Origin of the sequence: Massilia orientalis, assembly GCF_030411975.2 — a bacterium.
Classification (GTDB): Bacteria; Pseudomonadota; Gammaproteobacteria; order Burkholderiales; family Burkholderiaceae_D; genus Telluria; species Telluria orientalis.
The window spans coordinates 242657-261329 of record NZ_JASNRB020000003.1 but is presented as its reverse complement, the minus strand read 5'-3'; the positions used below and the strand labels follow the sequence as shown (position 1 = coordinate 261329).

The 18673-nt window shown below is 67.6% G+C and carries 16 protein-coding genes; 7 read left to right on the top strand and 9 right to left on the bottom strand.

Going from position 1 to position 18673, the window contains the following annotated elements; genetic code table 11:
* Window positions 1-77: 77 nt before the first annotated feature.
* The 3 genes from QPK29_RS05450 to mntP all read left to right on the top strand — a co-directional run bounded on the left by QPK29_RS05450 (window position 78) and on the right by mntP (window position 4781).
* A complete protein-coding gene (locus tag QPK29_RS05450; protein WP_371770276.1) occupies window positions 78-2588 on the top strand; it encodes a glycoside hydrolase family 3 protein in 2511 nt (836 codons plus the stop codon).
* Between the two features lie 151 nt (window positions 2589-2739).
* Complete coding sequence (locus QPK29_RS05445) at window positions 2740-3999, top strand: sugar MFS transporter (protein WP_371770277.1); 1260 nt, start codon at window positions 2740-2742, stop codon at window positions 3997-3999.
* 212 nt (window positions 4000-4211) lie between these two features.
* Entirely contained in the window at window positions 4212-4781 is a 570-nt protein-coding gene (gene mntP / locus QPK29_RS05440; protein ID WP_160410427.1) for a manganese efflux pump MntP, read from the top strand.
* Here the strand turns inward: mntP and QPK29_RS05435 are convergent, their stop codons facing one another.
* The 6 genes from QPK29_RS05435 to QPK29_RS05410 form a co-directional block, all read right to left on the bottom strand.
* Window positions 4782-5948, bottom strand: a complete 1167-nt coding sequence (locus QPK29_RS05435; RefSeq protein ID WP_371770278.1) for an acyltransferase family protein — start codon at window positions 5946-5948, stop codon at window positions 4782-4784.
* Window positions 5945-7456 carry a tryptophan halogenase family protein gene (locus QPK29_RS05430; protein ID WP_371770279.1) on the bottom strand — a complete coding sequence of 504 codons (1512 nt, stop codon included), beginning with the start codon at window positions 7454-7456 and terminating at the stop codon, window positions 5945-5947. Before QPK29_RS05430 ends, QPK29_RS05435 begins: the two co-directional genes overlap by 4 nt.
* Window positions 7457-7513: 57 nt before the next feature.
* Entirely contained in the window at window positions 7514-8524 is a 1011-nt protein-coding gene (locus QPK29_RS05425; protein WP_371770280.1) for a cupin-like domain-containing protein, read from the bottom strand.
* Window positions 8508-9221, bottom strand: a complete 714-nt coding sequence (locus tag QPK29_RS05420) for a SapC family protein (RefSeq protein WP_371770281.1) — start codon at window positions 9219-9221, stop codon at window positions 8508-8510. The genes QPK29_RS05425 and QPK29_RS05420 overlap by 17 nt, the downstream gene beginning before the upstream one ends.
* Before the next feature lie 44 nt (window positions 9222-9265).
* Window positions 9266-10798 (bottom strand): tryptophan halogenase family protein, encoded by a 1533-nt coding sequence (locus tag QPK29_RS05415; protein WP_371770282.1) that lies wholly within the window; start codon window positions 10796-10798, stop codon window positions 9266-9268.
* Window positions 10799-11028: 230 nt separating this feature from the next.
* The gene (locus QPK29_RS05410; protein WP_371770283.1) at window positions 11029-14001 is read right to left on the bottom strand and encodes a TonB-dependent receptor; all 2973 of its coding nucleotides are present in this window, start codon (window positions 13999-14001) and stop codon (window positions 11029-11031) included.
* A 228-nt stretch (window positions 14002-14229) separates the two neighbouring features.
* Between QPK29_RS05410 and QPK29_RS05405 the strand changes: the two genes are divergently transcribed.
* Window positions 14230-15033: a glycoside hydrolase family 16 protein gene (locus tag QPK29_RS05405; RefSeq protein ID WP_371770284.1), complete on the top strand. Its 804-nt coding sequence runs from the start codon at window positions 14230-14232 to the stop codon at window positions 15031-15033.
* A 27-nt stretch (window positions 15034-15060) separates the two neighbouring features.
* Here the strand turns inward: QPK29_RS05405 and QPK29_RS05400 are convergent, their stop codons facing one another.
* A complete protein-coding gene (locus tag QPK29_RS05400) occupies window positions 15061-15201 on the bottom strand; it encodes a hypothetical protein (protein WP_371766375.1) in 141 nt (46 codons plus the stop codon).
* Between QPK29_RS05400 and QPK29_RS05395 the strand changes: the two genes are divergently transcribed.
* Genes QPK29_RS05395 through QPK29_RS05385 form a run of 3 tightly spaced genes read left to right on the top strand, consistent with a single transcriptional unit; the run spans window position 15200 to window position 18017 of the window.
* Window positions 15200-16270 carry a serine hydrolase domain-containing protein gene (locus tag QPK29_RS05395; RefSeq protein WP_400189734.1) on the top strand — a complete coding sequence of 357 codons (1071 nt, stop codon included), beginning with the start codon at window positions 15200-15202 and terminating at the stop codon, window positions 16268-16270. The two genes, QPK29_RS05400 and QPK29_RS05395, sit on opposite strands and share 2 nt — an antisense overlap.
* The gene (locus QPK29_RS05390) at window positions 16248-16709 is read left to right on the top strand and encodes a hypothetical protein (RefSeq protein ID WP_371770286.1); all 462 of its coding nucleotides are present in this window, start codon (window positions 16248-16250) and stop codon (window positions 16707-16709) included. The genes QPK29_RS05395 and QPK29_RS05390 overlap by 23 nt, the downstream gene beginning before the upstream one ends.
* Before the next feature lie 57 nt (window positions 16710-16766).
* Window positions 16767-18017 carry an MFS transporter gene (locus QPK29_RS05385; protein WP_371770287.1) on the top strand — a complete coding sequence of 417 codons (1251 nt, stop codon included), beginning with the start codon at window positions 16767-16769 and terminating at the stop codon, window positions 18015-18017.
* Here QPK29_RS05385 and merP read toward each other — a convergent pair.
* Both merP and QPK29_RS05375 read right to left on the bottom strand, forming a co-directional pair.
* Window positions 18001-18285 carry a mercury resistance system periplasmic binding protein MerP gene (merP, locus tag QPK29_RS05380; RefSeq protein ID WP_056133048.1) on the bottom strand — a complete coding sequence of 95 codons (285 nt, stop codon included), beginning with the start codon at window positions 18283-18285 and terminating at the stop codon, window positions 18001-18003. The genes QPK29_RS05385 and merP overlap by 17 nt on opposite strands.
* A gap of 10 nt (window positions 18286-18295) precedes the next feature.
* A complete protein-coding gene (locus QPK29_RS05375; RefSeq protein WP_056133045.1) occupies window positions 18296-18670 on the bottom strand; it encodes a mercuric transporter MerT family protein in 375 nt (124 codons plus the stop codon).
* Window positions 18671-18673 lie beyond the last annotated feature (3 nt).

Sequence of the window (18673 nt, the reverse complement as noted above, 5' to 3'; positions counted from 1 at the left end):
AGTCAATATCTGCCGGGTCGATTGGAATCGTTTCCAATCGACCCCTCATGATAACGAACCGCCTCTGGAGACCTCGCATGACCACCCATCGCCCCAGCCACATCCGGCTCGCCGTCGCGTCCGCGCTGGCCGCCGCCGCGTTCTGCGCGACGGCCGCGCCGCAGATCACGGCCTGGCCGCACCTGAAGAGCGCGATCGCGCCCGACGCCGCCCTCGAGGCGCGCGTGCGCGAGATCGTCGGCCGCATGACGCTTGCGCAGAAGATCGGCCAGATGACGCAGGCCGAACTCAAGGCCGTGACGCCGGACGACATGCGCACGTACTACCTCGGCTCCGTGCTGAACGGCGGCGGCAGCTGGCCGCACAACGACAAGCACGCAAGCGCCGGCGACTGGTTGAAGCTGGCCGACGCGTTCTACGACGCCTCGATGGCGACGGACATGGCGGTCAAGGTCCCGATGATCTGGGGCACGGACGCGGTCCATGGCCATAACAACGTCTACGGCGCCACCATGTTCCCCCACAATATCGGCCTCGGCGCGGCGCGCGACCCGGAATTGGTGCAGGCCATCGGCGCCGCGACGGGCAAGGCCGTGCGCGCGACGGGCATCGCATGGGTGTTCGGCCCGACCGTCGCCGTCGTGCGCGACGACCGTTGGGGCCGCACTTACGAAAGCTTTTCGGAAGACCCGCAACTGGTGCGACGCCTGTCCGGTCCATACGTGACGGGCCTGCAGGGCGCGCTGAAGGACGACGCGAACGTCATCGCCAGCATCAAGCACTACATGGCCGACGGCGGCACGGAGTTCGGCATCAATATGGGGGTCGCGAAGGTCAGCGAGCGCGACATGATGAATATCCACGCGCAGGGATACTACGCCGGCATCGAGGCGGGCGCGCAGACGGTCATGGCCTCGTTCAATTCATGGAACGACGTGGCGGCCGGCAAGGACTACGGCAAGGTGCACGGCAGCCGCTATATGCTCACCGATATCCTGAAGGACAAGATGGGCTTCGACGGGTTCGTCGTCACGGACTGGAACGGACACGGCGAAGTGCCGGGCTGCCGCAACGACGGCTGCGCCCAGGCCATCAACGCGGGCATCGACATGGTGATGGTGCCGAACGACTGGAAGGCCTTCATTTCCAATACGATCAGGGACGTCGAGGCGGGCCGTATTCCGATGGCGCGCATCGACGACGCCGTCAGCCGCATCGTGCGCGTGAAGCTGCGCGCCGGTGTGTTCGACAAGCGCCCGTCGCAATCCGCATGGGCCGGCAAGGACGACGCGCTGCTCGCGAAGGACCTGGGCCGCCGCGCGGTGCGCGAATCGCTCGTGCTGCTGAAGAACGAAGGACCGGCGCTGCCGCTGGCCACGAACAAGCGCGTCCTCGTCGTCGGCAAGGCCGCCGACAGCATGGCCAACCAGACCGGCGGCTGGGCGCTGACGTGGCAGGGCACGGCGAACACGAACGCCGATTTCCCGAAGGCCGAGACGATCCTCGCGGGGTTGAAGGCGGCCGGCGCGGACGTCACGTACAGCGCGGACGCCGCCGCCGTGGATCCGGCCAGGTTCGATGCCGTCATCGCCGTGATCGGCGAGGCGCCCTATGCGGAAGGGGACGGCGATATCGTGCCGTCCGGGACGCTGCGCCATTCGAGCCGCTATCCGGAAGACCTGGCGGTGCTGCAGAAAGTGCACGGCAAGGGCAAGCCCGTGGTGACCGTGTTCCTGTCCGGCCGCCCGCTGTGGGTGAACGATTTGCTGAACCTGTCGGACACGTTCGTCGCGGCCTGGCTGCCGGGCACGGAAGGCAAGGGCGTGTCGGACCTGCTCGTCACCGGCAAGGGCGCGAAGCCTTATGAGTTCAAGGGCAAGCTGTCGTTCTCCTGGCCGAAATCCGTGTGCCAGACGCCGCTGAACGTGGGCGACGCCGGCTATGCGCCGCTGTTCGCGTACGGCTACGGCCTTAAGCGCGGCCAGCGTTCGCATATCGGCACGCTGGATGCGACGTATCCGCCCGGCGGCTGCAGCGCGTCCGATACCTACCCGGTGTACGGCCAGGCGGATCGCGCGAGCTTCCCGCTGCGGATCGTCAGCGGCACGGCCGTGCAGCCGTTGGGCGCCGACCTCAATGCGGGTACGAGCCTGGCGGGCATCTCGGTGGCCATTGCCCAGATCAAGACGCAGCAGGATGCGAAGCTCGTCACGTGGACGGCGCCGGCGGCGTTCGAGGCGCACGGCAGCAAGCCGCTCGCGCTGCCGGCCGCGCTGGCGGACAAGGGCGTGCTGCGCTTCGACACGATCGTGCAGCAGGCGCCCGCCGGCAAGGTGACGATCGCGATGGCCTGTGGCGGCACCGCCTGCGGCACGCCGCTGGATGCGACCAGGCTGTTCACTGGCCTGGCCGGCAAGGGTCGGCAGGAGGTCGCGATCCCGCTGGCCTGCTTCCGCGCGCGCGGCGTGGACCTGGCAAGAATCGACACGCCGTTCCGCGTGACGAGCGACGGCGTTTTCACGGCCGCCTTCGGCAACGTCGACGTGACCGCGGGCGCCGCCACCGTCCGATGCGAGGACCTGCGATAAGCGGCTTGCGCCTGCCGGCCGACAGCGGCGGCACCGATGCCCGCTGCGAGGGCAAGGGCCGGCTGCGGGCTTGCCTGGCGCGAATCCCGGCGTGCCTCGTCATCGGACCGTGTCCCGCACTGAACACCATAACCATAACAAAGGAGATTCCATGGCAGCTTCCCCCAACCCGACCGTGTCCGTGACCGCGGCATCGTCCGCGAGCGCGACCAATACCGGTCCGCTCGTCATCGTCACGATCCTGTTCTTCATGTGGGGCCTGCTCACGTCGCTGAACGACGTGCTGATCCCGCACCTGAAGGCGATCTACACGCTGAACTACCTGCAGGCGATGCTCGTGCAGTTCTGCTTCTTCGGCGCCTATTTCATCGTGTCGCTGCCGGCCGGCGCGCTGATCCGCCGCATCGGCTACCAGAAGGGCGCCGTCACGGGCCTCCTGATCGCGGCCGGGGGCTGCGCGCTGTTCTATCCGGCCGCGCAGGGCGGCTACGGCCTGTTCCTTTTCGCGTTCTTCGTGCTGGCTGCCGGGATCACGATCCTGCAGGTGGCCGCGAACCCGTACGTGACGGTGCTCGGCCCGGCCGCGACGGCATCGAGCCGGCTGACGCTCACGCAGGCATTCAACTCGCTGGGCACGACGGTGGGCCCCGCGCTGGGCGGCATGCTCATCCTCGCGGGGGCGGGCACCGTCGCGGCCGACCAGGCGGCTGCCGTGCAGGGACCGTATCTCGCGCTCGCCGCGGCGCTCGCGATCCTCGCCGCACTGTTCGCGCTGGCCCGGCTGCCGCGCATCGACCATGCCGAGGCAGACGTTCCCGCGGCCGGTGCCGTCGGCTCCGCGCTGCATCATCGTCATCTCGTGCTGGGCGCCGTCGCCATCTTCCTGTACGTGGGCGGCGAAGTCAGCATCGGCAGCTTCCTCGTCAATTTCCTCGGCGAGCAGCAGGTGGCCGGGATGCCGGCGGCGCAGGCGGCAAGCTATGTCAGCGTGTACTGGGGCGGGGCGCTGATCGGGCGCTTCATCGGCTTTGCCGTCATGCGCGTCGTCAGCCCCGGCAAGGCGCTCGCGTTCAACGCGCTGCTGGCCATCGCGCTCGTGCTGGCCGCGATCTTCGGCCGGGGCCAGGCCGCGATGTGGGCGATCCTCGCCGTCGGCTTGTGCAATTCGATCATGTTCCCGACGATCTTCAGCATGGCGCTGCACGGCCTCGGACGCCACACGGGCCAGGGTTCCGGCATCCTGTGCATGGCGATCGTGGGCGGCGCCATCGTGCCGTTCCTGCAAGGCTGGCTGGCGGACCGCATCGGCGTGCAGCCGTCGTTCTTCGTGCCGGCCGCCTGCTATGGCTTCATCCTGTACTTCGGCGTGAAGTATGCGAACCTGCATCGCCAGGGAGCGACCAGCGCCTGAGACTGGCCATGGCGGCACCTTTGCAGTAGAATGCCGGCATCCCATTGGGGAGTAGCCTGCTTCCGCCCGCGCGGAAGTTCCCGTATCAACATACTCGACAGCCCCGGCTGACGTGGTACGGGCAGCCGTTTCGGTTGGCAAGACCTTTGGTATGCCTGCGCGTTCATCGGGCCGCGCCGGCATGCCTTCGCGTTTGCCCGACTGGAACCACGATGAATCTCCTCGCCACCGCAGCACTCGCCCTCGCCATGTCCACCGACGCATTCGCCGTCGCCGTCGGCAAGGGCGCCGCGCTGCAACGTCCCCATTTCCGCGAAGCCCTGCGCACGGGCGCCATCTTCGGCGTGATCGAAGGTCTCACACCCGTCATCGGCTGGGCGCTGGGCCACTGGGCGGCGCCGTATGTGCAGGCGTGGGACCACTGGATCGCGTTCACCTTGTTGGGCGTGCTCGGCCTGCGCATGATGCGCGAAGGCTTGGGCGGCGCGGACGACGACGAGGACGACAAACCCACGAGCCACTCCTTCTGGCTGCTCGCCGTGACCGGTTTCGCGACGAGCATCGACGCGATGGCCGTCGGCGTGGGCCTCGCATTCATCGACGCGAACATCATCACGACGGCCGGCGCGATCGGCCTGTCGACGTTCATCATGGTGACGCTCGGCGTGATGGTGGGCCGCGGCCTCGGCAAGCTGGTGGGCAAGCGCGCCGAGGTCGTGGGCGGGCTCGTACTGATCGCGATCGGGTCGCTGATCCTGTACGAGCACCTCGGCCAGGGCTGATCAGCCGTTCATGGCCGGCGCGGCGACCGCCGGCTTGCGGTCCATCCAGCGCCGCGTGAGCCAGGCGCGCACCGGCTCGTCGTAGTACTTCAGCAGCAGCCACGCCAGCGCGACGCAGGCGGCGAAGGTGGCCGCGGCGACGGGCAGGCCGTCGCGCAACGACACGTGGTGCTCGTTCGTCCACGCGGTGTACGTGTACACGAACGGGTAGTGGATGATGTAGAGCGGATACGACAGGCCGCCCAGCGCGGCGCACACGCGGGCCGTGCGCGCGCTGGCGGCGGGGGGCACGTGGGCGCTGGCGCCGAGCCAGACGACGAGCGGGAACACGGCGACGATGCAGGCGGCTTCGTACAGGCCGTTCATCCACAAAGTCCCGGGGCCGCCGATGCGCGGCAAGGCCATCGTGGCGAACAGGATCGCGGCGCTGAGCGGAAACGCGTGCGCGATGCGGCCCGGGCGCACGACGCGCGACAGCAGCAGGCCCGCGAGGAACGGGTAGGCCAGGCGCGTGAACCCGAGCTGGAACTGGACGGGGTCCAGCGACCAGCCGCCGATCACGTCGCCGTTCGGCCCCGTCAGCAGGTAATGGACGAGCGCCGCGCCGGCCAGCAGCGCGAGCACGCCGAGGATCCGGTTCGGCAGCCGCCGCAGCACCAGCGCGTACAGCACGTTCGCCACGTATTCGAAGAACAGCGACCACGCCGGGCCGTTCAGGGGATGCATTTCGGCCCAGCCGCGCAGGTCCATGGACGGCGGCACCGGCAGCAGGGTCATGCCGATGACCATGATCAGCAGTACGCGCCACAGCGGTGTGTCCGCGATCATCGGGAACAGCGGCCCGGCCTGGAAATAGAACATCAGCGCGCCGATCACCATCGCGACGACGATCATCGGATGCAGGCGGATCAGCCTGCGCTGGAAGAATTCGCCCAGCGACATGCGGCGCCAGCGGTCGTCGTAGGCGTAGCCGATCACGAAGCCGGACAGCAGGAAGAAGAAGTCGACGGCCAGGTAGCCGTGGTTGATCACCTGGGCGAAGCGGTTCACGGCATGCGCTTCGCACAGGTGGAACGCGACGACCGTCAGCGCCGCGACGCCTCGCAGGCCGTCGAGGACGGGATAGTGCCGCCTGGTGTCGGCGAAGCCGGCGGCCGCCGCCGTCACGGCTTGCCCGCCGGGCAGTAGCGCTCCACGTATTGCTGGTGCGGCGGGAGTTGCGAGACGGTGCGGCGCACGCCGTTCCTGATGCCGTCCAGGAAGCCGCGCAGCTCGTCGTCGCCCATCAGGTCCGCGCTCGGATGCCAGCGTTCGGGCGTGAGGCCCTGGCCCAGCATCACCTGCACCCACGAGTTTTCCGCGAACAGTTCGTTCCCTTCGCGGAACACGCGGGCGCCGTCGCGGAACAGGTCGATGCGGTGCTGCAGGCTGTCCGGCACGGGCATCGATGCCGCGTCGTGCCAGTACGGCTTGTCGCTTCGGTTCGTAACCTTGTAGTGCAGGATGATGAAGTCGCGGATCGTGCGGATGTCTTCCTCGGTCTGCGCATTGAACTCGTCGACGTCCGCCTGCTGGATGCCGTAAGACGGGAACGTCTGCAGAAGGCGCACGATGCCGCGCTGGATCAGGTGGATGCTCGTCGATTCGATCGGCTCCAGGAAGCCGCTCGCGAGACCCAGGCCGATGCAGTTGCCGACCCAGGCCTTCTTGCGCTGGCCCGGCGTGAAGCGGATCACGCGCGGCTCCGTGAGGACCTTCCCCTCGATGTTGCCGAGCAGCGTTGCGCGTGCCGTGGCTTCGTCCGTGTAGCGGCTGGAGAACACGACGCCGTTGCCCGTGCGGTGTTGCAGCGGGATGCGCCATTGCCAGCCCCAGTCGTGCGCCATCGAGCGCGTCAGCGGCACGGCCGGGCCGGTGGATTCCGTCTGCACGGCGATGGCGCAGTCGTTGAACAGCCATTGCGACCAGTCTTCGTACTCCACGCCCATCGTCTGGCCCAGCAGCAGCGAGCGGAAGCCCGTGCAGTCGATGAACAGGTCGCCCTCGACGCGCGTGCCGGAATCCAGCACGAGCGCGGTGATGTGGCCCGTGGCCGGATCGGTGTCGACCTCCGCGATCTTCGCTTCGATGCGTTCGGCGCCGAAGTGTTCGGAGAAGCGGCGCAGGTAGCGGGCGTAGCGTGTCGCGTCCAGGTGGTAGGCGTAGTTGATGCCCTGGTTCGGCAGGTGGCCGAAGCGCTTTTCCTGCGACGCGACCAGTTCCAGGCAGTAGTCGCCGTAGTCGCTGGCGAGGCCGCGGTCGCGGCCCTTCAGCCAGAAGTGCTGGAAGCCGGCCGTCCAGTGGTCCGTGCCCGTCATGCCGAACGAGTGGATGTAGTCCTCGCCGCGCGCGCGCCAGCTTTCGAAACTGATGCCCAGCTTGAACGTGGCCTGCGTGGCGGCCATGAATTCCTGCTCGCCGATGTCGAGCAGGCGGTGGAAGTGCACGAGGCTCGGGATCGTCGCCTCGCCCACGCCTACGGCCCCGATGTCGTCCGACTCGACGAGCTTGATGTCGACGACCTTGCCGAGGGTGCGCGCCAGCGCCGCCGCGGCCATCCAGCCGGCGGTGCCGCCGCCGGCGATGACGACGCGGCGGATCGGGCGGCCGCGCCCTTGTTGGTTGTTGTTCTCCATGTCTCTACTCCTGGCTTGTACGCTTTGTCGTCGTTAGACGCGTCGTAGTCTTTAGTCTTATCGGTTGATCCGGCGCAGCAGCTGGCCGCGCAGGACGCGCGCGCCGTCCTCGTCGAGCGGCGACAGCGCGTAACGCGCATTCTCGGGAATGTGCGCGAGGTTCGCGGGGTCCGGCTCGAAGATGTAGTGGCGGAAGATGTCCTGCCACGCGCGCCGCTGCTCGGGCGGCAGGTCGCGCATCGTCAGGATCGCCAGCATCAGCGCGTTCGTCGGCGTGTCCATGTAGTCCGGGGACTGGCGCCACCAGTAGTTTACGAGCACGTTGAACGCGGACAGCGCTTCCACGTGGTGCCACCACATCGACGGGATGAACAGCGCATCGCCCGGTCCCATCTCGGCCACTTCGGCATGCTGCAGCGCCTCGCCGTAGCGCGGGAAGCGCTCGAAGTCCGGGTTGCGCACGTCGACGAGGCTGATCGCCTGGCCGGCCGGGTTGAAATCGAGCGGGCCGACGTACAGGTTCGTCAGCTGGTCGGGCGGGAACAGCGTGAACCGCCGTTCGCCGACCGCGACGACGGCGATATTGTCGGGCAGGTCGTAGTGCGTGGCGACGACGGTGCGGTTGCCGATCCAGATGCTGGCCAGCGGGTTGCGGCCGCCCAGGTCCAGGTCGTTGTCGGCGCGCAGGCCGGGCAGGGCGCCGTCGATCGACGTCGAGCCCACGTAGATCGCGCCGGGATCCGGCCGCTTGCGGTGCTCGGCCAGTTCGTCCAGCACCTGGTCGAGCCGCCCGCGCACGTTGTGGAAGTTGAAGCCCGTGATCGTGTCGTTGTAGAAGAAGCGGCCGCCGATCTGCGGGGGGCCGAGCATCGCGTTGACGGTCGCGTCGCGATAAAACCGGCGCAGGTAGGCGTCGGCGCTTTCCGCGGACGCGCGTCCTCTTTGCACGAGGGGCCAGTCGGCCGCGAGGCCGCGTACGATGTAGGGCCGCGTCGCGCGCAGCATCTCGTCCGGCAGCTTGCCGTCGACTGCCGCTACTTCGCGGACATGCTTAACGGAGGACGTCATTGGCGCGATTCTTCCGTTGGATCAGGCCGCGGAACTGCGCCAGCGACGCCACCGCCATGTAGATGGCCTGCAGATAGCCGTTGTCGTGCAGGCGCGCGAGCTGCTCGCCCGTCAGCTTCGCGAGGCGGTCTTCGTTGATCGTGTAGAAGCCCGCCAGGCGGTTCTGTGAGCCGTCGTCCAGTTCCACGTCCAGCACGAACGATTCGATCAGTTCCAGCTCGACGAGCACGGCGACGAACGCGCGCGATGCGGCGAGGCCTTCGTGGATGGTGCGCAGCACGGAGTTGATGCGTTCCAGGTATTCGCTCGTGCCGCCATAGGTCAGGAACAGCGCCTCGCCCTCGATGCCGCCGTCGCGCACGCGCGGGCTGTCCAGGTCGATGTGGACGGACAGTTCCTCGCCGCTGCGGCCGATCATGAACGGCTGGCGTTCGATGGTCAGCGGGATCGTCGGCGCGTCCCAGCCGTTCGGGCCGAGGAACAGGTTTTCGCCCGGTTCGAATCCGAGTAATGCGAGCGCGTCGTAGCCGCCGTTGCCGTCCTGCGCGAAGACGATCGGGTAGCAGGCCTGCAGGTCGCGGAATTCGGCGGGGAAGGTCAGCGCCGACATCACGGCGTCGCCGTACGCCGCGCCGCGGGTGGTGACCACGCGCAGGTTCTTGTGGTCGACGTTGTTCAGGGGTGCATGGTTGGCCATCGGTGGTAGTCTCTCTCGTTATTGGTGTTGTGGTGGTGTCTCCGCTAGCCCGGCGGCATGCCGAACTGGCGGATGTGGTGGAGCATCTCGCGGTTCGCGGGCAGCTGCGGCAGCATGCGGGCGGTGAGCCGCGCGGCCTCGCGGAAATACTGGTCGGCACGCTCGGGCAGGTCCGATGCGCGCGCCGTCAATTCGGGCCGGAAGCCCATCCCGTACAGGATGTATTGCCAGCTCGCGGACGGGAAGATCTCTTCGATGCGCGGGAAGTCGCGCCGCGACGGCGCGCGCGTGCGCCACAGCGCGAGCAGCTCGCGCAGGCGCGCCGACTGCGTGCGCGCTGCGCGGTGATCGAGCCAGTAATCGGTGTCCGTGCGCTTCGACAGCACGTAATGCAGCTTCAGGAAGTCGATGATGCGCTCCCACCGGTACGTGAAGGCCTCGTTGAAGCGCGCGGCGATCGTGTCCATCTGCGCGCGCGTGGCGGGCAGGTCGTCCGCCAGCCAGCCCGCGGACAGTTCCACGAGCGCGAGCGCGGACGCTTCCAGCGGCTCGATGAACCCGGCGGACAGGCCGATCGCGACCACGTTCCGTTCCCAGAAGCGGGCGCGGTAGCCCGGGTCGAACGCGATCTTGCGCGGTGCGGGAATCTCGCCAGTGATACCGGTGGACGCAAGATAGGCGCGGATTGTCTGCTCCGCCGCGTCGTCGTCGACGTGGGCGCTGGAATACACATAGCCGACGCCGCGCCGCGCGGGCAGGCCGATGTCCCAGGTCCAGCCGTGCGACTGGGCGGTGGACGTCGTCTGCGATGCGATGGGCGTGTCGTCCGTCGGATAGGGCACCTGCACGGCGAGGGCGCGGTCGTTGAACAGCACGTCGCGCTGCGACACGAGCGGCACGCCGTAGTGGCGGCCCAGCAGCAGCGAGGCCATGCCCGTGCAGTCGATGAACAGGTCGCCCTCGATCAGGCCCGCTTCGCGCGTGCGCAGCGCGGCGATGTCGCCGTCGTCGGTCGAAAGAATGTCGACGACGTGGGCCAGCACGTGGCGCACGCGCAGCTTGTCCACGCAGTGCTTCTGCAGGAAGACGCCGAATTTGCCGGCATCCAGGTGATAACCGTAGTTGGCGACGCCGGCGAATTCCGGCGTCTGCGGCTGCTTCGGCGCGCGGCCCTGCACGCATAAATGCGGCTGGTAGCTGACGAGGTCCGCGAACGGGACGCCGCGGTGCGTGCGCTGCCAGGCCGCGACGAGATTCGCCTCGCCATAGCCCTGGGGCAGGGAAAAGGGGTGGAAATAGACGTCGCCGTCGCTGCCGTCGACCCAGCGGTCGAAGCGCGAGCCTTGCTTGAACGCGGCGTCGCATTCGCGGAAAAACGCGGCTTCGGAGACGCCGATGCGCTGCAGGGTCTCGCGCATGGACGGCCACGTGCCTTCGCCGACGCCGATGGGCGGCACGCCCGGCGATTCGACGAGCGTGACGGTCAGGCGCGGGTGTTCGGCCGCGAGGACGCCGGCCGTCAGCCAGCCCGCGGAGCCGCCGCCGACCACCACGACGTGTTCGATGGGTTTACTCATCACAGCTTCCTTTTTCCGGTGGGCCGCATGAGTCTACCTGAAAATGCTGCTTTTGGAACAACTTTTTATACGCTGAAACCGATTACGGCAGACTGACCGTACGCCCGTGTCGTCGTTTCCGGCACCGTCGGAAACGACTTCCCGCGCAGGCGGGAACCCAATTTTGCGTCCGTAGCCTGCAAACTTGGGTTCCGGCCTTCGCGGGACGACGGTCTTGGGGTCCCGGGCCCTTAGAACTTGTAGCGTGCCCCCAGCATATAGCGCGGCCCGGTCTGCGTCACGTACAGCGCCTGCTGCGTGGTCCGTCCGTGGACGCGGCTCGTCTCGTTCGTCAGGTTGATGGCTTCGAACTGCACGACCAGTTTCGGCGTGACGTTGTAGCCGACCGACAGGTCGAGCTGGCCGTACGGCTCCACGTAGTTCGGGTTCGGACCCGCGCCGTCGAACGTCGACGACAGGAATTCGCCGCGCCAGTTATAGGCCGCGCGCACGTTCCACTTGTCGTTCTCGTAGATGCCGACGAGGTTCGCGGAGTTCGACAGGCCGACCAGTGCGAACTGTTCGCCCACGCTGCCGTTATCGTACCGCAGTCCGGAGTGGACGTACGTGTAGTTCGCCGAGATGCCGAAGCCGGTGTTGCCGAACATGTGCTGGAGATTGAATTCCAGGCCGTTCAGACTTGCCTTCTTCTGGTTCGAGAACGTCGTGATCTGGAAGTGCGCCACCGGATCGCCCGGCTGGCCGACGATGTTGCCGGTCGGGTTGCCGCTGCTGTCCACGCCCGTCACGGTCACGCCCGCGGCGGTCGGGTGATTCTTGAAGATGTAGTTGCGGATGCAGGCCGGGTCCGTGCCGCAGCCGGCGGCCGACGCTTCGTTCCACAGCGCGCCGCCCACCGGCGTGTGCAGGTTGAACGGCGTGGCGTCGATCTTCGACTGGCCGGCGTAGTTCTCCAGGTCTTTATAGAACGCGTTCACGGAGAAGAAGCTGTCCTTCCCGTAGTACCATTCCCACGACAGGTCGAAGTTCTTCGACTTCACGGGCTTCAGCGCCGGATTGCCCTGCGAGCCCGTGCCGCCGTCGACGCGCGCCAGCGTATTCAGGATCTGGCCGCCGGCGATCTGGTCGTAGCGCGGACGGCCGATCGTCTCGCCGTAGCTCGCGCGCACCTTCATGTCCGCGCGCAGGTCCATGTCCCAGTCGACCGACGGCAGCAGGTGGTGGTACTTGCCGGTCAGCGTGGTAAACGTCGGGGCACCGAACGTGACCGGGAATTCGTTGGCGGAGACCATCGTGATGGCGGTGGCCGCCGGCACGAGCGCGGTCGAGACGACGTCGGTCTTTTCGTAGCGCACGCCGATCGCGGTGTGCATCGGCAGCGCCGTATCCCAGTCCGTGTTGAACTGCAGGTACAGGCTCTTCGATTTTTCGCCGGTGCGCTGGTCGGTGTCGTACGTGTTCTTCGGCAGATACAGCGCGGGCAGGCCGGACGCCTTCGACACCACGTCGCGCACCTGCGCGAAGTTGAAGGTGTAGAAGGTGTTGAACAGGTTCGGGTTCTGGCTGCCGGCCAGCTGGTCGAAGTACTGGCGGATCGTGTCGGCGTGCCACAGGCTGCTCGGGTAGTCGGACGGCTTGGTCGCGCCCGTCCAGGCGTCGCGCTGCTGGGTGGAGAACGCGGAGCGGTTCTTGACCTCGACGGTGCCGATGCCGAAGTTCAGGTTCGACGCTTCCAGCATGCGCAGGCGGCCCTTGAACTGGAGCTGGTCGACCTCGCCCTTCATGTAGCCGTTCTGGAAGACGGAACCGGTGACCTGCTGCGGCGCGCCCGTGAAGTCGGCGCCCTTGATCGACAGGACCGGGAACTCCTGCGAGAAATCGGCCGTCGTGTCGCCGCGCGAGAAGCTCGCGGTGCCCAGCGTATTGCTCGAGCCGAACGGGCTGTCCGCCTTCGATTCCGCGGTCGAACGGTGCGCGTCGAACTCGAGTTTGAGATCCTTGCTGGCACGCCACTGGGCGTTGAAGCCGAGCGATTTGTTCTGGGTCTTGGTGGCGAAGTCGGCGCCGCCCATCGCGATGTCGCTGTTCCCGGCCGGGATGAATTCCGTGTAGACGAGCGGCGCGGCGATCGGGCCGTTGGTCCACGACGACGCCGACGCGCCGAAGTTGAACCAGGCGGAGACGTCGTTGCGCTTCGTCTGCAGCTTGTTTTCCGAGTACGTGTAGTCGAGGGTGGTCGTCAGTTCCTTGACCGGCTGCCACTGCAGGGTCAACTGGCCGTTGGTGCGCTGGCGCTTCACGCCCGTCATGCTGTAGTTCAGGTTCTGCGGCACCTGGTAGATGTCGCCGGGCTTGGGACGGTTCGTGATGTTTTCCGAGCCGGCGGTACCCGGCTGCGGGATCGTGCCCCAGTTGTTCTCGTCGCCGCGGAACGGACCCTTCCAGCCGTTGCCGACGGACGCCTGGTTGAAGCCCAGGTTGCGTTCCTGGTAGCTCGCCGACACGCCCAGGCCCCAGTGGCCATCCTTCGACGTCGTCGAATAGATGCCCGAGAATTCCGGCGTGGTGGAGGTGCTGGCCTTGACGTCGCCCGGCAGGTTGTTGTTCGACGTGTCGTGCACGGCCTTGATGCCGATGCTCGAATACGTGCCAAGTTTGTCGAGCGGACGCGCGGTGATCACGTTGACGGTGGCGCCGATGCCGCCGGTCGGGGTCTCGGCGCGGCTGGTCTTGTAGACCTGCAGCTGCGAGATCGCTTCCGACGCCAGGTTCGAGAAGTCGAACGAGCGGCCATTCAGGTCGCCCAGGTTCGACGTCGGCATCTGGCGGCCGTTCAACAGCACCATGTTGAAGTCGGGACCCACGCCGCGCACGGTGATCTTCTGGCCTTCGCCGTTCACGCGGTCGATCGACACGCCCGAGATGCGCTGCAGCGATTCGGCCAGGTTCGTGTCGGGGAATTTGCCGATGTCCTCGGCCACGATGCCGTCGACGATACCGTCCGACTGGCGTTTCAGGTTCAGCGACGAGGCCAGCGACTGGCGCAGGCCCGTGACGGTGACCTGCTGGATCGACGTGGTCGGGATGTCGCCGCCGCGGCTGTCTTCGGGCGCGGTCGTCTGGGCGTAGGCCGGGATCAGGGCGGCGCAGGCGCTCGCGACAGCCAGGCTCATCAGTTTTTGGTTTGCCTTCGGGTAATGCATTGGGTCTCCTCTGTTTTTATCTCTCTTCACCGCTTCAACATCGTTTCCAATCTCTGGAAACGTTTCCATATGCTGGTCGAATCTTATGTTCAGAAAAAACAATTGTCAACGGAATATTCAGTAGTGCGTGGCCGGAACGGCACACTGAAAAACAGGGCATGTTTGACATCGAAAAATCCGCGGTGCTATATTCGAAATTGTCTGGGAACGTTTCCAAGCGGAGACCGCATGTCCACTTTACGAATCGCCGCCGTGCTCGCCGTTTTCCTTTCTGCGGGAACTGCGGCCCAAGCGCAAACCACGCTCACGCAGCCGCCCGGCTGGGTACTGGACTGGCACGACGAATTCGACGGCCGCACGCTGGACCGCACGGCATGGATCCCGGAGACGGGCGGCAACGGCTGGGGCAACCAGGAGCTGCAGTTCTATACGGACCGGCCCGACAACCTGCGTGTCGATGGCGGCAATCTCGTCATCGAAGCACGCAAGGAAGACCACGGCGGACGCCACTACACCTCCGCGCGCATCAAGACCGCGGGAAAGGTCGAGCGCACGCATGGCCGCTACGAGGCGCGCATCAGGATCCCGCGCGGGCAGGGCATCTGGCCCGCGTTCTGGATGCTCGGGGCCGACATCGGCCAGGCCGGCTGGCCCCGCTGCGGCGAGATCGACATCATGGAAAACATCGGCCGCGAGCCGGACCTCGTCCACGGCACGCTGCACGGCCCCGGGTACAGCGGCGCCAAGGCCATCGGCAAGCCGCAGCGGCTCGACAAGGGGACGTATGCCGACGACTACCACGTCTACGCCGTCGAATGGGAGCCGCGCGCGATCCGCTGGTACCGCGACGGCATCCTGTACCACACGGCGCGGCCCGACACCGTCACGGGCGACTGGGTGTTCGAACACCCGTTCTTCATGATCCTGAACCTGGCCGTCGGCGGTGCCTGGCCCGGCAACCCGGACGCGACGACCGCGTTCCCCCAGCAGATGCTGGTCGACTACGTGCGCGTCTACAAGCGCTCGCCTTGACGAATCGTCATGACGGAGTTAGCGCTCTCATGGCATCATGTCGGGCTGGGGTGCCGCGCGGTGCGGCATCCGGCGGGTCTGGGGAGAGCGCATGCGGTTCGGGACGTGGTTGACGATGGGTGTGGCGGCGATGTTGGCGGCGGGCTGCGCGCGTCCGCTACGCCCCATGCAATCGCTGTCCGATCCGGAAATCCAGCGCGCGATGCGGCGCGAGCAGGTGCAGGGCATGGCGTTCGCGACGATCGAGAACGGGCAGGTCGCGAACGTCAAGGTGATGGGCATGCGCAACGCGTCCCTCGGCCAGCCGCTGACGCCGGACACCATCATGGCGGGCGGCACCCTCACGAAGGCCGCCTTCGCGTACATGCTGCTGCAGCTGGCCGACGAGGGCCGGATCGACCTCGACGCGCCCGTCACGAAGCTGCTGCCGCATCCGTTGCCCACGTACCGCATGCGTCCCTACGATTTTTCCGACCTCGCCGGCGATGCGCGCTGGCAGGCGATCACGCCGCGCATGCTGCTCGCGCACGGCGGCGGCCTGGCCGACTACCGCTGGATGGAGCCGGGCGGCCGGCTGCGCATCCACACCGATCCGGGCGAGCGCTATGCGTATTCGAGCGAAGGCTATGCGATCCTGCAGCTCATCGTCGAACAGGGTCTCGGCCTGGACGTGGCGCAGGAGATGCGCCGGCGCGTGTTCGACCGCTTCGGCATGCGCCGCACGAGCATGTACTGGCGCGCGGAGTACGCGGAAAACGCGGCGGACGGCTATGCGTTCGACGGCGCCTTGCAGCCGCACGAGCGCCGCTACCGCGTGCGCGCGGCCGGCTCGATGGAGACGACGATCGCCGACCAGGCCAGGCTGTGGGCCGGCATCATGCGCGGCGACGGGCTGCGCCCCGACACGCGCGCCGCGTTCTCGACGGGCTGGCTGCCGATCGCAGCGCGCCGTCGCTACCCCGCGTTCGGCGGCGCCGAGGCCGCGTGGCCGCAGAAACTGGCGGCGGGCCTGGGCGTCGTCACGTTCGAGGACCGCTCGGGGCCCGCGTGGTTCGACGGCGGCCACGACGAATCGACGGCGGACTTCGTGCTGTGCCTGGAGACGGGCCAGCGCTGCGTGGTGATGCTGTCGAACGACGTGCGGGCGGAACGCCTGTTCCCGGAACTGGGCCGGCAGGCGCTCGGCCCGGACGACATGCCGTGGAGCTGGGAATATGACTGGCTGGATCAACCTTGACGCCGCGCGCGGCGCAGGCATGCCGCAGGCGCCCGATGCCCGTTTCGAGGATGCGCGCTTCGAGGACTTCTTCCGGCGCTGGCTGCTGGGCGCGATCGGCGAGCCGGCCGGCAGCTGGCGTGCCGGCGTGCGCGCGCTGTGCTTCAACGTGCACCCGACGACTGCCGGCGAGCACGCCGTGGAATTGATCGGCGCCGCCGATTGCGACCCGGCTGCCGCCGACTGGGCGCTGGACGAGGTCTGGCTGCCGTCGCGCGCCCGGATTGCGCCGCCGGGTGACGTCGCCGATGCGGACGACGGCGTGCTGCTCGTGCGCCGCCTCGTGCGCGCGGCGCTCGCCGACGACTTCGCGGGCGCGCGCCTGAAACGCTATCCGCGCATCGCCGTGGGCCACGTGGACGGGCCGCTCGACGTGCTGTGGGAGCGCACGCCGATCTAAGACGCGTCCGGCAAGGATCGCCAGCAGGCGTTACACTTGACGCTTTACCCGGAGCGCATGTTGCCCCCATCGCCTTTGTCCACCGAGGTGCTCGAACGTCCGCGGCAAGACGCCGCGGCCATGCCCACGTGGCTGATGCTGCTGATCGCCGCCGCCTGCGGCCTGATCGTGGCGAATCTATATTACGTCCAGCCGCTCGTCGGCCCGATCCGCGCGGACATCGGCCTGCCGGCCGGCGCGGCCGGCCTGCTCGTCACGCTGACGCAGCTCGGCTATTGCGCCGGCCTGCTGCTCGTCGTGCCGCTCGGTGACCTGCTGGAAAACCGGAGACTGGTGCTGGCCCTCGTGGCGCTGCTGGTGGTGGCGCTCGTCGCCGCTTCAATCGCACCGGCGCTCGGCCATCCGGTGCCGGCGTTCCTCGCGTGCTCGCTGGTGATCGGCTTCAGCGCCGTGGCCGTGCAGGTGCTCGTGCCGTACGCGTCGCACATGGCGGCCGAGCACGTGCGCGGTAGAGTCGTCGGCAATATCGTCAGCGGCCTGATGTTCGGCATCATGCTGGCCCGTCCCGTCGCCAGTTTCATCACGCACGCGTGGTCGTGGCAGGGCGTGTACGTGCTCTCGGCCGTACTGATGGTGCTGCTCGGCATCGTGCTGCGCGTGCTGCTGCCGGCGCGCCGTCCGCATGCGACGCTCGGCTATGGCGCCTTGCTCGCATCGATGGCGGGGCTCGTGCGCGACATGCCCGTGCTGCGCCGCCGCGCCATCTACCAGGCCGGCATGTTCGGCGCGTTCAGCGTGTTCTGGACGGTCACGCCGCTGCTGCTCGCGAGCCCGGCGTACGACATGAACCAGCGCGATATCGCGTGGTTCGCGCTGGCCGGCGTCGCCGGCACGATCGCGGCGCCGCTCTCGGGCCGCGTGGCGGACCGGGGCTGGACGCGCCCCGCGACGGTGTTCTGCATGCTGCTCGGCCTGCTGTCGTTCGTCCCGACGCTCGGCCTGGCGGACGGCGGCCGGTTCGGCGTCGGCATCCTCGTGGCGGCCGCCATCGCGCTGGACTTCGCCGTGTCGGGCAATCTCGTGCTGGGCCAGCGCGCGATCTATGCGCTTGGCGCGGAAGTGCGCGGGCGCGTGAACGGCCTTTACATGGCGACGTTCTTCCTGGGCGGCGCGACCGGTTCGGCGCTGGGGGCGTGGAGTTATGCGCACGGCGGCTGGCAGGCCGCGTGCGCCGTGGGGATGGGATTGATCGGGGCCGTGTTCCTCGTCTTCCTCACGGATCCCCGCGGGATCACTTCGACGTCTTGAGCATCGCCGGATAACCCACGTCTTCCGTCGCCTTTTTCAGGTCGGCGACGGTGGTCTGGGCGTCGTCGTAGACGATGACGGCTTCGCGCTTCTCGTAGCTGACCTTCACTTTCGACACGCCCGGCACCTTCGACAATGCCGTCTTGATGGTGATGGGGCAGGTGGCGCAGTCCATCGTCGGGACGTTCAGCGACACGGTCTGCTGCTTGGCGAAGGCCGGCGCCGCGATGAAGAGGGCGGCGACGGCGAGGGTACGGGTGAAATTCATGGTGCTCTCCTCAATAAAACAGCGGGGCGATCAGCGGAAAGCCCAGCAACAGCGCGACGAACAGCGCGCAGGCGATGAACACGCGGCGCATAAGCGGCCGCGTGGTGGCGCAGTCGCCGCTCTCCAGGTCGCACACGCGCGCCGGGCGGAACACGAGCCAGCCGGCCCACGCCAGCGCACCCACGGTAAGGGCGATGGCATACGGCGTCACGGGTTTCAGCGCCTGCAGATTGACCATCCACGCGCCCGTCACGCCGATCAGCACGAGCGCGAGCGGCAGCACGCAGCACGTGGAGGCGAGCAGCGCCGCGAGCATGCCGAGCGCGATGAGGCGGCCGGCCTTGCGTTCGGTACCGTCGACGGATTGGCGGGCGAGCGTGGACATGTC

Bases quoted from the DNA above. Each gene is read 5' to 3' on its own strand.
- merP (WP_056133048.1), bottom strand. From the start codon at position 18,285: ATGAATTTCACCCGTACCCTCGCCGTCGCCGCCCTCTTCATCGCGGCG.
- QPK29_RS05390 (WP_371770286.1), top strand. From the start codon at position 16,248: ATGACTGGCTGGATCAACCTTGACGCCGCGCGCGGCGCAGGCATGCCG.
- QPK29_RS05395 (WP_400189734.1), top strand. From the start codon at position 15,200: ATGCAATCGCTGTCCGATCCGGAAATCCAGCGCGCGATGCGGCGCGAG.
- QPK29_RS05430 (WP_371770279.1), bottom strand. From the start codon at position 7,456: ATGGAGAACAACAACCAACAAGGGCGCGGCCGCCCGATCCGCCGCGTC.
- QPK29_RS05420 (WP_371770281.1), bottom strand. From the start codon at position 9,221: ATGGCCAACCATGCACCCCTGAACAACGTCGACCACAAGAACCTGCGC.
- QPK29_RS05400 (WP_371766375.1), bottom strand. From the start codon at position 15,201: ATGGGGCGTAGCGGACGCGCGCAGCCCGCCGCCAACATCGCCGCCACA.
- QPK29_RS05450 (WP_371770276.1), top strand. From the start codon at position 78: ATGACCACCCATCGCCCCAGCCACATCCGGCTCGCCGTCGCGTCCGCG.
- QPK29_RS05375 (WP_056133045.1), bottom strand. From the start codon at position 18,670: ATGTCCACGCTCGCCCGCCAATCCGTCGACGGTACCGAACGCAAGGCC.
- mntP (WP_160410427.1), top strand. From the start codon at position 4,212: ATGAATCTCCTCGCCACCGCAGCACTCGCCCTCGCCATGTCCACCGAC.
- QPK29_RS05425 (WP_371770280.1), bottom strand. From the start codon at position 8,524: ATGACGTCCTCCGTTAAGCATGTCCGCGAAGTAGCGGCAGTCGACGGC.
- QPK29_RS05410 (WP_371770283.1), bottom strand. From the start codon at position 14,001: ATGCATTACCCGAAGGCAAACCAAAAACTGATGAGCCTGGCTGTCGCG.
- QPK29_RS05405 (WP_371770284.1), top strand. From the start codon at position 14,230: ATGTCCACTTTACGAATCGCCGCCGTGCTCGCCGTTTTCCTTTCTGCG.
- QPK29_RS05445 (WP_371770277.1), top strand. From the start codon at position 2,740: ATGGCAGCTTCCCCCAACCCGACCGTGTCCGTGACCGCGGCATCGTCC.
- QPK29_RS05415 (WP_371770282.1), bottom strand. From the start codon at position 10,798: ATGAGTAAACCCATCGAACACGTCGTGGTGGTCGGCGGCGGCTCCGCG.
- QPK29_RS05385 (WP_371770287.1), top strand. From the start codon at position 16,767: ATGTTGCCCCCATCGCCTTTGTCCACCGAGGTGCTCGAACGTCCGCGG.